Annotated in this window: 12 protein-coding genes; 6 read left to right on the forward strand and 6 right to left on the reverse strand. The window is 61.0% G+C overall.

The window, feature by feature from the left end; genetic code table 11:
- Positions 1 to 56: 56 nt before the first annotated feature.
- Positions 57 to 2,630 carry a pyrroloquinoline quinone biosynthesis protein PqqF gene (pqqF, locus tag AC2LD7_RS19390; protein ID WP_484599307.1) on the reverse strand — a complete coding sequence of 858 codons (2,574 nt, stop codon included), beginning with the start codon at positions 2,628 to 2,630 and terminating at the stop codon, positions 57 to 59.
- A gap of 104 nt (positions 2,631 to 2,734) precedes the next feature.
- Positions 2,735 to 3,691 (reverse strand): MerR family transcriptional regulator, encoded by a 957-nt coding sequence (locus AC2LD7_RS19395; protein ID WP_484599308.1) that lies wholly within the window; start codon positions 3,689 to 3,691, stop codon positions 2,735 to 2,737.
- A gap of 226 nt (positions 3,692 to 3,917) precedes the next feature.
- Here AC2LD7_RS19395 and AC2LD7_RS19400 point away from each other — a divergent pair, with 226 nt between their 5' ends.
- A complete protein-coding gene (locus AC2LD7_RS19400; RefSeq protein ID WP_484599309.1) occupies positions 3,918 to 4,364 on the forward strand; it encodes a PAS domain-containing protein in 447 nt (148 codons plus the stop codon).
- 21 nt (positions 4,365 to 4,385) lie between these two features.
- Here the strand turns inward: AC2LD7_RS19400 and hemH are convergent, their stop codons facing one another.
- On the reverse strand, positions 4,386 to 5,411 hold the full coding sequence (gene hemH / locus AC2LD7_RS19405) for a ferrochelatase (protein WP_484599310.1): 1,026 nt from the start codon (positions 5,409 to 5,411) through the stop codon (positions 4,386 to 4,388).
- 71 nt (positions 5,412 to 5,482) lie between these two features.
- A complete protein-coding gene (locus AC2LD7_RS19410; RefSeq protein WP_484599311.1) occupies positions 5,483 to 6,382 on the reverse strand; it encodes a TIGR01777 family oxidoreductase in 900 nt (299 codons plus the stop codon).
- 369 nt (positions 6,383 to 6,751) lie between these two features.
- On the opposite strand from AC2LD7_RS19410, the gene AC2LD7_RS19415 reads away from it, so the two are divergent.
- From AC2LD7_RS19415 to AC2LD7_RS19430, 4 genes are read left to right on the forward strand one after another with little or no spacing between them, the layout of a single operon-like run.
- The gene (locus tag AC2LD7_RS19415) at positions 6,752 to 7,714 is read left to right on the forward strand and encodes a YbgA family protein (RefSeq protein ID WP_484599312.1); all 963 of its coding nucleotides are present in this window, start codon (positions 6,752 to 6,754) and stop codon (positions 7,712 to 7,714) included.
- 1 nt (position 7,715) lies between these two features.
- A complete protein-coding gene (locus AC2LD7_RS19420; protein ID WP_484599313.1) occupies positions 7,716 to 8,660 on the forward strand; it encodes a MerR family transcriptional regulator in 945 nt (314 codons plus the stop codon).
- Entirely contained in the window at positions 8,657 to 10,096 is a 1,440-nt protein-coding gene (gene phrB / locus AC2LD7_RS19425; protein ID WP_484599314.1) for a deoxyribodipyrimidine photo-lyase, read from the forward strand. The genes AC2LD7_RS19420 and phrB overlap by 4 nt, the downstream gene beginning before the upstream one ends.
- 17 nt (positions 10,097 to 10,113) lie before the next feature.
- Complete coding sequence (locus tag AC2LD7_RS19430; protein WP_484599315.1) at positions 10,114 to 10,875, forward strand: SIR2 family NAD-dependent protein deacylase; 762 nt, start codon at positions 10,114 to 10,116, stop codon at positions 10,873 to 10,875.
- Positions 10,876 to 11,038: 163 nt separating this feature from the next.
- On the opposite strand, the gene AC2LD7_RS19435 is transcribed toward AC2LD7_RS19430, so the two are convergent.
- Together AC2LD7_RS19435 and AC2LD7_RS19440 are read right to left on the reverse strand one after the other, a co-directional pair.
- The gene (locus AC2LD7_RS19435) at positions 11,039 to 11,659 is read right to left on the reverse strand and encodes a glutathione S-transferase (RefSeq protein WP_484599316.1); all 621 of its coding nucleotides are present in this window, start codon (positions 11,657 to 11,659) and stop codon (positions 11,039 to 11,041) included.
- Between the two features lie 90 nt (positions 11,660 to 11,749).
- The gene (locus tag AC2LD7_RS19440; RefSeq protein WP_484599317.1) at positions 11,750 to 13,738 is read right to left on the reverse strand and encodes a UvrD-helicase domain-containing protein; all 1,989 of its coding nucleotides are present in this window, start codon (positions 13,736 to 13,738) and stop codon (positions 11,750 to 11,752) included.
- Positions 13,739 to 13,968: 230 nt separating this feature from the next.
- Between AC2LD7_RS19440 and AC2LD7_RS19445 the strand changes: the two genes are divergently transcribed.
- Positions 13,969 to 14,982 carry a UV damage endonuclease UvsE gene (locus AC2LD7_RS19445; protein ID WP_484599318.1) on the forward strand — a complete coding sequence of 338 codons (1,014 nt, stop codon included), beginning with the start codon at positions 13,969 to 13,971 and terminating at the stop codon, positions 14,980 to 14,982.
- Positions 14,983 to 15,222: the final 240 nt, after the last annotated feature.

Below are 15,222 nucleotides of genomic sequence, written 5' to 3' on the forward strand. Positions count from 1 at the left end.
CCGAGCTCCGCCGTGGGTCGCCTTCGTGATACGGAAGCGGCGCCGGCTTTGAGGCCCTATCCGGCTTCGCCATCAGACCGCGCACCGGAAGCCAACTCGCAAGACCAGTGCGCGTCCGGTGCGGTCGCGTTGGCAACGATGACCCGGCCGCCAATGCCATTACGTAAAGCGTCCAAGGCAGCCGCAAGGTCCATGGAGCGCAGCGTGCCCATGGCTATGGCGACCTGTGTCGAGTGGGTGATGTCATGACCCGCCAGGCAGCTCTGCCAGGCTTGTTCGGCCCGAGCGCGAAGATCGGTCGAGTCTGCAACATGCCGGCCGCTCAGTTCTTGGGCGGCGCGCTCGATGTCCTCGGCAGGTTGATCGGCCAGTTTTTTGGCGAAATGGTCAAGGAAGTCCTGAACGTAGCCCAGGATTTCCACAGCCGAGGCCGTTGGGGATTGCACGCCGAAGAGCATGCCTGAATGACTGCCGAACTGGCTGAAGCGACTAAAAACTGCATAACCCAGCTGCAGTTCGCTACGCAGACGGCGAAAAAAATCCCCTTCGATCAACCGTCCCAGCAACCGCCAGGATGCCTCGCATCCGGGGTCGCGATCTGGCAATGGACAGAACAGCAAAAATGCCGTTTCGGCCATGGTCGCCCCGCCGCTGACATCAAGCCATCTATCGCTTGACCATGGTGCGCTCGCAGCGCTCGGCGTTGCTGCGGGAGTTCCCGGTAAGGTCTTGACCGCATCGCCCAGCGGGCCGCTCAAGCCCGACGGAAAACCGATCGCCAATCCCTGCCACTGCGCTGATTGCCAATGCTGAAACACTGCCGAGCGCTCCAGCGCCACCCGTTCGACGACGTCCGGTTTCGTACCCGCCAGCAGGCGCGGCAGCTGGTTGATCAGTTGGCGAATCAGCATGTCGTCGCCGCCAAGCGATCCGGCGCGTTCGGCCAGCTGCGCGCCCTGAACGAAGGAAGCAACTGGCGGCTCAACGAACAGCTGCGAAATATCGCCAAGAATCGTGGGTATCGCCTCAGCGAAGCCGCTCAGTCCCAGCGTCCAGCTGTCGCCCAGATCATCGAAACGCAGCTCGACGCCGGCCTGCTGTGCCGCCCATATTCGTGACTGCAACGCATCCCATAACACATGCCAGAGCCCAGCCGGCGGCTGGCCATCAATGAATTGCCAGCGCAAGAAAAGCGCCCCCTGCCCGTCCGTAGCTTCCGGCCCAAGCCAGCGCAGCGCGGGATCGAGACGGCTCGCTTCTCGCCGTGTGGCGAACGTCCGCAACCACGGATTGGGCGACGGTTGCTGCCAGCGCCACGCTAGCGGCGCTGCTCGCGTCGGTGGCTCGCATGCCAGACGCAGGGGGAAGCCGCCGCATTCGACCGGCTCGCATTCGGAGGAATCAGACGTCATGACCAGCGGTCCCGATGCGATCATCTGCCCCAACAGCACATCAAGTGCATGACGAGTGGCCGCTTCGTCGTTGTCGTCGCTCCAGGCCAGCGGCTCGACCCAATGCCGCAATCGCGTCAGCGGCTCGGCGCCCTGCAGGCTTCGCCGGCGAATGACCAAATATTCCTCGCGGCACGGCTGCCAACGCGCTGCGTCGGTAAAAAAGCGCAGCCAGTCGAGCAGCGCATCGACGACCACCGCACGCTCAAGCAGCCCACGATCGGTCAGCGCCAGTTCGATCACTACGACGCCCTGCCCTGCATACCAATACGGCACGCGTGCCTTCACCGCTTGACACAGGTATTCATCACGCAGCCGCTGGGCGAGCCCCGCAGGCGCTTCGGATGTGATCCACATACATAGATGGTCCAGTGCCGGCACGCCATGCTCGGGCACCCCGTCAAGCGCAAAGGCCAGATGCAGGCGCGGCTGGGCATTCTCCAATTGCAGTCGAAGCCAGCTTTCGCGATTACAGCACAACGGCGGTGCCTCACGGGCAATCGCAACGTCAGCGGCGAGCGAGTCATCAGCCAGCGTAGCGAGACGCTGCAACTCGATATCGGATTGCGGGCCGGCCAGTAGCAACTCCGTCTGCCCGCTGTGATAGAACCGCTGGTGATAATCGTGCAGCGCCTGCTGAAACAGCGCGTCTTCTACTGGCAGCGAGTCGCGGTTGCCCGCATGAAACGCGCTGAATGGATGTGCCAGATCGAAGGCGCTTCCCAATGCTGCATCGCACAGTGTTTCGGCATCCTGCGCACGGGCGCGATATTCGGCATGCAGTACCTCGCGCTCGCGCAACTGCGCGGCTGGGTCGAGCAGCGGACAGGCGAGCATATCGAGCAGGCGCCGCAAACCGTCTTCGAGCTGGTCGGCTGGAAGCTGAAAGAAATAGTCGGTATGCCGTTCTCGAGTCGATGCGTTCAGCTGCCCACCGCAGCCTTGAACGAAAGGCATCAGGCTCTGCGTGGCGGGATAGTTGCGGCTACCGAGAAACAGAAGATGCTCAAAGAAATGGGCCAGCCCCGGGTAAGCCTTGGGCTCGTCATGTGAGCCCGCATGAATCCGTACCAAAACTGCCGCCTGCGCGCTTTGCGAAAGGTGCAACAGGCGCACCCGCAAACCACTTTTCAGTAGCACTTGCGGCGGACGCTGGGCAGGATCGGTTGGCTGGTGCATGGCGGTATCGTGGTTCCGGCGGGTGGTCCAACAGCATCGCGCCAAGCCGTGCCCGACACAATGGTGCTAAAGCATGACCCAGGCAGCCTCGCGACAACCGCGACTCAGGTATCCAGATGCCCGTCGAGGAATTGCAGCAGACGGCGCTGCATCAGCTTGCCCGAATTACCCAGGCAAGCGATTGGTGAGCCGCGCAGGCTTTGCTCTGAAAACTCTGCCGCTTCACCGGCTACCGCCAGCGGACAATCGAGTCCCAGCGTGAGCTTGGCCAGTTGGCGCAACAGCCCTGCGTTCGGCGGCAGATTGGAATAAAGCACCAGGGCACGCGGGCGAGCCTTTTCGCAGATCAGCGTGAGCTCATCCAGTGGCTGACCGAGCGCCAATACGTTGACCGCCACAGCCTCGCTGGAGAGCAGCAGACCAGCGATCAGCAACTCCAACTCACGGCACTGCCCAGGTACCGCGGCCAACAGCACTCGGCTCTCCGCCTGACCACGCGCTAGCTGCAAGCGCTGCAGCACGCGGGCTCGCAAGAATGTATCGAGGAACAACCATTCGCTGGTCCGGCCAAATTCGTCCTGACGCAGCAACAGTTGTTGCCATAACGGTAGCAACACGTCCTGGAAGACCACCGGCAGCGGATAGGTGGAAAAAATCTGCCCGTAAACCTGGTCCAACCGGGACTCGTCGAAACGGCTCACCGCACGCTGCACTTGCGTCTGCCATTCACCCCACTCCCCGGCCACCGCTTGCTGCTGTTCCGGTGGAGCGGCGGCCTTGGTGGCGGCGCTACGTGAAAGGATGCTGCCCACTTTGCTCACCGCAACGCCACGTTCGGTCCAGGCCAGAATGCTGCGTACCGCTTCGATATCCGCCATGGAATAAAGACGATGGCCGCTTTCGGTGCGAGTGGGTTGAATCAGACCGTAGCGTCGCTCCCAGGCTCGCAGAGTGACCGGATTGACGCCGGTCAGGCGCGACACTTCGCGAATGGGGAACAGCTCTTCCCGCTTGAGCGAATCGGAAGAGAGCAGCGTGGAAGCACGGGCGAATTCGGTCATGACGCGGCGCGGCTCATACAGAGGGACTGACGCATTGTAGCTCAGGGTCTGCAGGCATAGGCCGCGCGTGCAAGGTAGAAATCAAAACCTTGGCGTACGCCCGAGCGGCGGCTACTCCTCTCGCTTTAAGCCATACCAACCGGCCAATTCAGTTGATACAAAGCATCGTGCCGCCCCCTTTCGAACTTGTTCTAAAATGCCGCGATAACGAGCAAGAGACATCCAAATGATCAATGCCAAGCTGCTGCAACTGGTAATCGAAGCTTCCAACGATGGAATCGTGGTAGCCGAGCAGGAAGGCGACGACAACATCCTCATCTATGCCAATCCGGCATTCCGGCGCCTGACCGGTTATGAAGTGGACGAAATCCTCTACCAGGATTGCCGCTTTCTACAGGCGGATGACCGAAACCAAACGGGCATCGCGGCCATTCGCGAAGCCGTGAGGAGCAACAAGCCATGTCGCCAGATCATCCGTAACTACCGCAAGGACGGCAGCGCATTCTGGAACGAGCTTTCGATCACGCCGGTGTTCAACCAAGCGGACCAGTTGACCTACTTTATCGGTATCCAGAAGGATGTCAGCCCCGAAGTCGAGGCCAAGCAGCGGGTCCGCGAGCTGGAAGCCGAAGTCCGGCGACTCAAGGACCAACTCGCCGCCCTGAAGAACTAATTCGCCGCCCGCGCCTGGCTTTTATAGCGTCTGCGGGGCCCGACGGCACAGCGTAACCAGCGCCTGCACCCAGCTCTCGTGCGTGTTCAGGCAGGGAATCAGCTGCAGCTCTTGACCCCCGGCTGCAATGAATTGTTCGCGGCCGCGGTCGCCAATTTCCTCCAGGGTCTCTATGCAATCGGCGACGAAAGCCGGGCACATCACCAGTAGCTTTCTTACGCCCTTCGCCGCCAACGCTTCCAAGTGCGCTTCGGTATAAGGCTCGATCCACTTGGCGCGGCCCAGGCGCGACTGGAAAGACACCGACCATTGCTCCGGGCGCAATCCGGCGCGCTCTGCAAAGGCGGTGCTGCTCTGCAGACATTGTGCGCGGTAGCAACTGGCGAGCACCGCGCCTTCGGCACGTTGGCAGCAGTCGTCGGTTTTCAGGCAATGCGAGCCGGTAGGATCGGTCTTGTGCAGGTGCCGTTCGGGCAAGCCGTGAAAGCTCAGCAGCAGATGATCGAACTCCTGCGCCAGGTGCGGCTTCACGCTGTCGACCAGCGCGTCGAGGTATTCAGGCTGGTCGTAAAAGGGCTGCAGGATCGAAAGCTTGATGTCGAGGCGCTTGTCGCGAATGACCCGGCGCGCCTCTTCGATCGCGGTGGTCGTGGTGCTGTCGGCAAACTGTGGATACAACGGCGCGAACGTCACCTGCTTGATGCCCTGCCCCGCCAGCTTGACCAGCGCGCGCTCGATGGACGGCTCGCCGTAACGCATCGCCAGTTCCACCGGCCCGTCCTTCCAATGAGGACGTACCGCATCGGTCAAGCGTTGACTAAGCACTACCAGCGGCGAACCTTCCGGCCACCAGATCGAGGCATAGGCGTGCGCCGACTGCGCCGGACGCTTGATCAGGATCAGCGACACCAGCAGCCGACGAATCGGCCACGGCAGGTCGACGACGTGAGGATCCATCAGAAACTGGTTGAGATAGCTGCGAACGTCGTCCACCTCGGTGGACGCCGGTGAACCCAGGTTGACCAACAACAACGCCTGCTCAGTCATGCATATTCCTGACTACTTATTTTAAGGATCAGCCGCAACCTATTGGCCAGCAGCGTATTTTCACACAGCGACTACGGCTTGCGCAGGTCCGCCAGTGCCGCATCCAGCTCGACGAAGCGAAACCGAAAACCGGCAGTTTCCAATCGCATCGGCACGGCCCTCTGTCCACCGAGAATCAGCCCGGACAGCTCGCCCAGACCGGCCTTCAATACCAGCGCCGGGACCGGCAATACGGCCGGTCGCCCCAAGCTGCGCCCCAGCGCCTTGGCGAACTCGGCATTGCGTACCGGTTGCGGCGCGCAGGCATTGTAGGGGCCGCTCGCCTCGGGCTGCTGTAACAGAAAATCTATCAGGGCAATCTGATCATCCATATGAACCCAGGGCATCCATTGGCGACCGTTGCCCTGTCGCCCGCCCAATCCAAGCCGAAACAATGGCATCAGACGCTGCAGGAATCCGCCCTCGCGAGCCAGCACCAGGCCGGTACGCACCAACACAACACGGATCCCGAGACTCTGTGCACGAACGGCACTCTCCTCCCAGGCGTTGCATAGCTGCCTGGCGAAATCATTCGTGACGGGTGGGTGGTCTTCAGTCAGCTCGCGCTCTCCTCCATCGCCGTACCAGCCGACCGCCGAGCCGGAGATCAACACCTGCGGTTTCTGCTCGCGCCCCGACAGCCAATCGATCAGCTGCTCGGTGAGATTGATGCGGCTGTTCCACAGCAACAGGCGTCGCGATTTGGTCCACGGGCGATCGGCGATCGGTGCGCCAGCCAGATTGACTACCGCATCCAGCGGCATCTGATCGAGCTCGTGCAGTTGACCCACGCCCGTCACCCGTTCACCGCATCGCTCGGCGACCTGCTCGGGTGACCGACTCCATACCCACAGGTTGTGCCCTTGAGCCAGCCAATCACTGCATAGCTTTCGCCCGATCAGACCAGTTCCTCCTGTCAGCAATATATTCATGGCGGTCACCTCGTATCGTTCGTCACGGACGGCTGGGTCAGACCGGTGCGCTGCGCAGAGATGCCCAGCGCTGTATAGCTTATTGGCTAAAAGCGTAGCCTACAGACACCGGCAACAAGGAAATCCTGACCGTTTCCTTCCACTTGGTCTGACGCGGCGGCGACGGCGCCGCATGGCAAACGAGCGCAGCGAATTGACAAAGACCGGAGGCAAACCCAACGCGGCGCTCTAACAAACGAACGCTGCTGAACGTGCAGAAGATTTGCCGCTTACTTTTACAGCTTCATTGACTTGTATAACTGCGCGTCTATGATGGCCTCATTGTTGTACGAATACTATTTTTTGTACAAGGCAAATAGAGGTCTATCCATGACCACCACCTCGCGTTCCATTATCAAAATCGGCATCAGCGCCTGTCTGCTCGGCAAACCGGTGCGCTTCAATGGCGGGCACAAGGAGTCGCGTCTGTGCAGCGAAACGCTGGCTCGCCATTTCGAATTCGTGCCGATCTGCCCGGAAGTGGCCATCGGCCTGGGTACGCCGCGCGAACCGATCCGGCTGGTTGGCGATCCGGCCAACCCTCGCGCTGTCGGCACAGTGCACCCCGAACTGGACGTCAGCGACGCTTTGACCACCTACGCCAAACACATCTCGATCGAACTGGACGACATCAGCGGCTACATCCTCATGCAAAAATCCCCTTCTTGCGGCATGGAACGGGTCAAGGTTTACCAGGCCAACGGCCACCCGACCGAGGGTGGCGGCTCGGGTCTGTTCGCCCGTGCCTTGATGGAGGCACGGCCAGATCTGCCCATCGAAGAGGACGGCAGGCTCAACGACCCAGTGTTGCGAGAAAATTTTCTTACTCGAATTTTTGCCTACGCCGAATGGCAGCGCCTATTGAAGGATGGCCTGACTCGAAAGGCAGTGGTCGATTTCCACTCGCGCTACAAATACCAACTGATGGCGACCGATCCGCTGCAATACAAGGCGCTCGGCCGGTTGGTGGCGACCATCGGCAACGCGCCGTTGGCTGAATTCGCCCCGCCCTACTTCAGCCAGTTGATGGCTGGGCTCAAAAAGACCGCATCGCGCGGTACCCACGGCAACGTGCTACAGCACCTGAGCGGCCATCTCAAAAACGAGCTTGGCAGCGAAGACAAGCAGGAGCTTCAACGCCTGATCACTCAATACCGCGAAGGCACCGTGCCGCTGGTGGTGCCGCTGACGCTGCTCAAACATCATTTCCGCCGGCATCCGGATCGCTATGTGGCCAACCAGGCCTATCTACAGCCGCACCCCGAAGATCTCAGCCTGCGCAACGGTATTTGAAATGACCAAGGTCTCCGATGACGACGTCGATGCGGGCGCTACCGAAGGTTGGGTTCCGATCAGAGAAGTGGCGCGCCTTACAGGCGTCAACCCGGTGACCCTGCGCGCCTGGGAGCGGCGCTATGGTCTGATCGTCCCGCGCCGCACGGCCAAGGGCCACCGACTCTATGACGACAACCTCGTACAGCGCATTCAGAGCATTGTCGGGTGGCTCAACCGCGGCGTCGCGGTAAGCCAGGTCAGGCAGTTGCTGGACACGCTCCAGCCGCTCAGCGTGGCCGAGTACAACGAGTGGGACACTCTGCATGATGAGATGCTTCGCGCGATCAGCGTGTTGGCAGAGCGCCAACTCGACGAAAGCTTCAACCGGGCATTGGCGCTCTACCCGCCGCGCACGCTCTGCAAACATTTGCTGTTGCCGCTGCTAGTGAGCCTTGAACGACGCTGGCACAAAAGGTTCGGTGCGGAACTCGAGCGCGCACTGTTTCATTCGTGGCTGCGTACCAAACTCGGTACGCGCCTCTATCACGGCAATCGTCAGCACAGTGGCGCGCCACTGCTGGCGGTGGGACTGGGTGAACAGCGCTTCGAGCCGGGGCTGTGGCTCTGCGCCTGGCTCGTCTCCAGCGCGGGTTGCCCGGTTGAAATTATCGAATGGCCCGTACCGCTCGCCGAGCTGCCTCTGGCCCTGGAGCAGATCGCGCCGCGCGGCTTGCTGCTCTATGCCAACCAATCGCTCGATAGCAATCGCCTCCAGCGGCAACTGCCGCGACTGGCAGCCGCGAAGGAGGCCATGCCGCTAATGCTCGCGGGCCCGGCAGCCAGCATTCACCGAGCCAAGTTAGACAGCCTGCCCGGCCTAATGCTCGCTGACGACCCACTGACCGCACTCGAAGCGCTGCAGGCAAGCCCGCTGTTCGATGGCCCGAAAGGATATATGGAATGAACCAGCTGCTCTGGATGCGCACTGATCTGCGCGTCACCGATAACTCCGCGCTGGTGGCCGCGATGAATGCCGGACCGACCATCGCGCTCTACCTGATCACGCCTGGCCAGTGGCTTGCCCATGACGACGCGGCGTGCAAGGTGGATTTCTGGCTGCGTAATCTCAGCGAAGTCTCGACGCAGCTGGCCGAACTGAACGTACCGTTACTGATTCGCATCGTCCATGACTGGCAGGGCGTACCCGCACTGATCGCCGATCTGTGCCGCGAACATGCAATCGGCAGCGTACATGTCAACGATGAGTACGGCGTGAATGAGCAACGCCGTGATGACGCCGTGGAACGGGCGCTATGCGACACGCAAGCGAGTCTGCGCCGCCATCTCGATCAATTGCTCTTTGCGCCGAGCAGTGTGCATACCCTCTCTGGGGGTTGCTTCAAGGTCTTCAGCCAATTCCGCAAGGTTTGCTATTCGCGCCTGAGCCAGTCGCTGCCGCCCTGCCTGCCTGTGCCGGTACGACAATCGGCGCTGCCACTGACCAGCGATCCGATACCGGCCGCGGTCGATGGTTTCGCCGTACCCAGCGACTACTTGCGCTCGCTCTGGCCTGCTGGCGAGAAGTTTGCCCGGGAGCGCTTGGCGATATTCACCGAAGACGATTTGGCCGAGTACCAACTGCGTCGGGACCTCCCTGCCGAACCCGGTACCAGTCAGCTTTCGGCCTACCTTGCAGCCGGCGTCATCTCGCCGCGCCAATGCCTGCACGCTGCGCTGAGAACCAACCAGGGCGAGCTGGACAGCGGCAACCCGGGGGCGGTTACCTGGATCAACGAGCTGCTCTGGCGAGAATTCTACAAACACATTCTGGTTGGTTATCCGCAGGTTTCCATGGGTCGCGCATTCCGTCGTGAGACCGAGGCGCTGCCTTGGCGCCATGCACCGGATGAGCTGGCCGCCTGGCAGCAAGGCCACACCGGCTTTCCAATCATCGACGCCGCCATGCGTCAGCTACTGGCGACCGGTTGGATGCACAACCGCCTACGCATGATCGTTGCCATGTTTCTGACCAAGAACCTGCTGATCGACTGGCGCGAAGGTGAACGCTGGTTCATGCGCCACCTGATCGACGGCGATCTCGCCGCGAATAACGGCGGCTGGCAGTGGAGCGCATCCACCGGTACCGACTCGGTGCCTTACTTCCGCCTATTCAATCCGCTCAGCCAGTCGGCGAAGTTCGACCCGGCGGGCCGTTTCCTACGCCGCTGGTTGCCTGAGTTGGCCGAGTTCGACAAGCGCGACATCCACAATCCAGCCGCCGGTCTGTTTGGCACCGCCGAATATCCACAGCCCATCACTGACCTGGCGATGAGCCGCGAGCGTGCGCTGTCCGCGTTCAAAAGCTTGAGCGAATCGGCTTTCTCACCGATCGATAGCTAACTAGCAGGAGCGCGCCAATGATTCCGGCCCCGCTGATCGAAGCCTTACGCTGCGCCTGTCACGTCGTGGTGTTCACCGGCGCGGGCGTTTCGGCCGAGAGCGGTATTCCGACTTTTCGCGATTCGCTGACCGGCCTTTGGGAGCGCTTCGACGCCGCCTCGCTGGCGACGCCCGAAGCCTTTCGTGCGGACCCGGAATTGGTCTGGGGCTGGTACGAATGGCGGCGCATGAAGGTGCTCCAGGCCCAGCCGAACCCGGCGCACCGAGCCATCGCCGAACTGGCCCGGCATGTGCCCCGCCTGACGCTGATATCGCAGAACGTCGACGACCTGCATGAACGTGCCGGTAGCACGAACGTCGTCCACCTTCACGGCAGCCTGCATCAGCCGCGTTGCTTCAGTTGCGGCAAGAAACCGAACGAGCCGTTGGGCGTTCCCGATGAGCCGGAAGGCGGCCGTCGATTACAGCCACCGAGATGCGCGGCCTGCGACGGTCAGTTGCGCCCTGGCGTGGTTTGGTTCGGCGAGAGTCTACCCGCCGACGCACTAAGCGCTGCCTTCGCCGCCGCCCAGCAATGCGACGTGCTGATATCGGTGGGCACGTCTGGCGTGGTTTATCCGGCTGCGGAAGTGCCCGGGCTCGCCTGGGAATCCGGAGCTTCCGTGGTGCATGTCAATCCGCAAGCGCAATGCAGCCACCGCGAACGGGAATATGCGCTGGCCGGGCCGGCCGGAGAGTTGATGCCAGCGTTGCTCGATCAGACATTCGGGCAGAGCTGACACACCTAAACCTGCCTGTCCGCGACGATCACCAGCCCGCTGGGGCGAGCCGGGTGAAGCCGTCGGCATTTTCATCGCCAGCGCAAACAGCACTTCAAACCCCGCCGCCAGCAACAAAGGAACAACCAGGCGCTGGTCATCAGAAGTCCAGCGCCAGGCCCTGTCAGGTCAGCGGCGTAACCACCGAGGTCTGATACGCCGGGCGCTGTTGCAGTCGCTCATACCAGCCGCGCAGATGCGGCAGGTCTGGTCGCTCGATGGGCATTTCGAACCAGGCGTAGGCGAAACAACCTAGCGGAATATCACCCATGCCAAAGTTTTCACCCGACAGATAGGGCTGTTCGGCGAGGGCTCGATCGGCGATGGCGAGCAAGTTGCCGCATTCTTTCAGAGCCGCCTGCACCGCAACCATGTCGCGCTTTTCGGGAGCCGTGCGCACGATGTTCCAGAACACCGGGCGGAACGGTGCCGCTAATGACGAGGTTACCCAGTCCATCCACTTGTCCGCCTGGGCACGCTGACCTGGATCGGCATTCCACAGCACTCCCTCGCCGTATTGCGCAGCCAGATATCGCACGATGGCATTGGATTCCCACAAGACCAGCTCGCCGTCTTCCAGGCACGGCACCAGCTGATTCGGATTCTTCGCGACGTAATCGGCCTCGCCAACGACCCCAAAAGCGCCACCGGCATCGATACGGGTATAAGGAAGTTTTAGCTCTTCAAGGCACCAGAGCGCCTTCTTCACGTTGGTCGAATTGATCCGACCCCAGAGTTTCAACATGCGACTGCGCTCCTGTCCGCGACGGTTGACGTCAAAGCGTCAACCCTAGCCGTAAACCGGTGTCAGCCGCCAGCGATACGGGCGCCTCGGTTAGCGAGCCTTGCCCCTGTCGGCCAAGAGCCGCGTCGCACCCTGGGCTTTCTGGGTGTACCAGAACACGCGGCTGACGCCACGGGTGATCGCCACGTAAGCCAGGCGCTGACTCTCGTCGGCCATGGCCTGGTCATAACTATTGCGAAAGAAACCGCAGTAGGCGTACAGCGCGTTGCGCAAGGGATGGCGTTCCGTTGGCAGGCAATCATCGACGATGATCGCAACCTCGGCTTGCAGGCCTTTGGCGCGGTGAATGGTGTAAGTCTTGACCGGCAGCTTGCGGTCCAGCTGCGCCTCGATGGCACGCAAGGGCTCGTTGCGCCGACTCAGCACCAAGACGGCATTGCGGTCCGCGTTCGGGCGATTGGCGACGTGTTCGCATTGAGCCTTGATGTCGCGGATCAATTCAGGCAGCCGTGTTTTCACATCGAAGCGGGTTATCAACTTCACACCGTGATCGCCCTGCTGCAGCGCCTTGGCCGCCTGGCTGACCTTCGCCTGTTTGAACGCCACGGCGCTCAAGACCGCTTCCCCGTCTCGGATGATCGGCTCGATCGAACGGTAATTGGTTTCGAGCATCAGCACCTTGCTCTTCTTCGTGGCCTCCCGGCTGGGAAAGTACTTGTCGAAATCCATGAACAATTCCGGTGAGCTGCCGCGCCAGCCGTAGATCGATTGCCAGTCATCGCCGATGGCCATCAGGCTCACGGCCTCGCCCTGGCGTGACAACGCCTGATGTAACGCCTGCAACCACTGCACGATCTGCGGTGAGATGTCCTGAAACTCGTCGATCAACAGATGGCTGAACGGTGCCAGCGCGGCGGTCGATACGCCTTGACCAGAAGCCGCCAGGCGCTGGGTCAGCGTCTGAAAGGCACCGTTGAAGGTGATCAGTCCCTCGCGCTCGAGTAGAGCCTGGAAATGCTTCCAGAACAGCACCAACCCCTCGATGAAGGCGCGTTCACGAGGCGAACATTCCATCCGGGCAGGCTGCATCTGTTCGATGCGGATGCCGATGCTCTCGATGAAACCGGCCTGCGCGTAGAACGCCTCGAACAGCGGCAACGGGGTGAATTCACCGGCCAGCTTGAAGGCGTCCAGGGGAGCCTTGGGCACGCGCTTGCTTTTCGACTCGCCCGGCTGCGGCAATTGCAACAATTCGTGCACCCGCAGGCGGAAAGCCTCTTCTTCGGCATAACAGGTCTGATAGGCCTGCTTCAGCAGCCGCTGCTGAGCCGGCCGCAAGCGCGAGGAAGTCAGTGGATTGTCCAGCTCGGTGGGTGACGCGCTTTTTTCGTCCAGCTGCTCGAACCAGACGGGTTTGCCCAGAACCTCCTTGGCCAGCACCGCCATCGCCGAATGAAAAGTCCGTACGCACTGGCGCGCGCTGGACGGGTCGAAATCGAAATTCCAAAAACCAAGCACCCTGATCAGCTGTTCGCGCAGTTGCGCGCAGGAGGCGTTGGTAAAGGAAATGACCGTCAACCGTTCCGGCGCGATGCCCATATGGCACAGCATGAACACCACTCGCAGCACCAAGGTGGTGGATTTCCCTGAACCGGCACCGGCGAAGATGCGCGTCACCGGGCTGTCGCTGAGGATCATCGCCCACTGCTCGTCCGAGGGCGCGCAGATTACGCCCGCCTCTACTGCACGGCCGACGCGCAAGCGCATCGCCTGGAGCTGCGGGTCATCGACCGGCAGTTTCGCCGGCCCATAAATGCCTTCGCCGGAAGCCTTTCGGGATTTCGTCCGGGGTTTGCTGGCTTTAGTGGCCGCTGCCGATTGCTTGGGTGTGCGACCGGCCTTGGCCGGTAAGCTGCCGGACAGTTTATTTACGCGCTTGGCTGTCTGCTTGGCTGCGGCGTTGGGCCAGCGTCGCAAAACCAACTCGTCCTCCGATTGCAGATAGGCCGATGTGCGGGGAAAACAACGCGCCAACGCTCCCGACAGCAAAAGTTTGTAGCGCTTGACGGCGGACAACATCGAAAACCAACCAGAGCATCAACAGGTGGTTGATATGGTAAGGGTTTTTAGCTGTCGGCTGGCACCGGAACGAAGAGTGGTAACGGCGATAAGCCCCGTTTTATTGGGTTGACCCGCCGCCAATCGGTCGTTCGTCCGATGCACGGCACGCCGCACGCCGTCTGCGCACTAAACAGAACAGTCATCTGCAGCGTTCAGCGTGTCACCCGCGCTACGTCACATAGGTCGTTATGTACAGAATCGGTTTCGCCTGCATGTATCGTCATCCCGGCCACAGCGAATCGCTGAAAGAGCTGGAAGCCATCGAGCGGGCCTTCAATCCGCGATCCACAACGTTGCGCTGGCTTAACAGCGTGTCGCAGGAGGTGGCGCGGGAAAAGCTGAACGGCATCATCGAGCACAATCTGGCGGCGCAGTTGCGGTTGCTCGAATACGTCGGAACGCTGCCGGAACAATTGAAAATGTTGCGTCTGAGCAGCGATCTGCTGCCCTTCTACAGCCACTCGGAAGCGACCGAATTTTATCGTCAGGCCGAGGTGCGCCGCGTGATCGAGGCGGGCTTCGCGAAGATTGGCGAGCGCGCCAGAACGCTGGGCATTCGCCTCTCCCTCCACCCTGGGCAGTACTGCGTGCTCGGTTCGGACAAACCTCAGGTAGTGGAAAACAGCCTGGCGGAGTTCGAGTACCACGCCGACATGATTCGCATGATGGGCTTCGGCCGGCAGTTTCAGGACTTCAAATGCAACGTGCACATCGCCGGGCGACTGGGCATCGAAGGTATTCGCACGATTTGGCCGCGCCTGTCACAGGAAGCGCGCAACTGCATTACCTTCGAAAACGAGGAAAAGACCTACGGCGTCAATGACTGCTTGCAACTCGCTGACCTGGCGCCGGTGGTGTTGGACATCCATCATTGCTGGATCAACGAGGACCACTACATCGATCCGCACGACACGCGCGTGGCGAAAATCATCGACAGCTGGCACGGCGTGCGTCCGGCGATGCATTACTCGCAGCCGCCCGAACGCCTGATGGACATGGGTTTTTCCGCCAACGACAAGCTGGAAATGCCAGCCTTGCTGGAAAAAGTCAGCAAGCGCGATCTCTACAGCCACAGCAAGCGCATGTGGAATAACTGGACCAATCTGTACGCCCGTGAGTTTCTCGACCGTTTCGACATCATGTTCGAGGCCAAGGACAAGAATCTCGCGACACGGGATTACTACCGCGACTACCTCGCCTAACCGGCTGCGCGCGGTGGATATCCAAGATCGGCGCCAAGGATTATCGGCGAGTGAAGTAAAGCTCGGGAAATGAATAACGACGCGATTGCGGATGCGCTGAGTATTCATCCTGCGCGAACCCCGTGACGGTTTGCGCAGGATGGCAGAGGTCAAAAATTCCTTACTCGAATTTCCTGCTCCCGCCGTCTAGGGAAACTCTGAAGAAGACTTCCAGATTTTGGCAAAATACCCGGATTCCAC

This window comes from Stutzerimonas sp. (assembly GCF_982611455.1).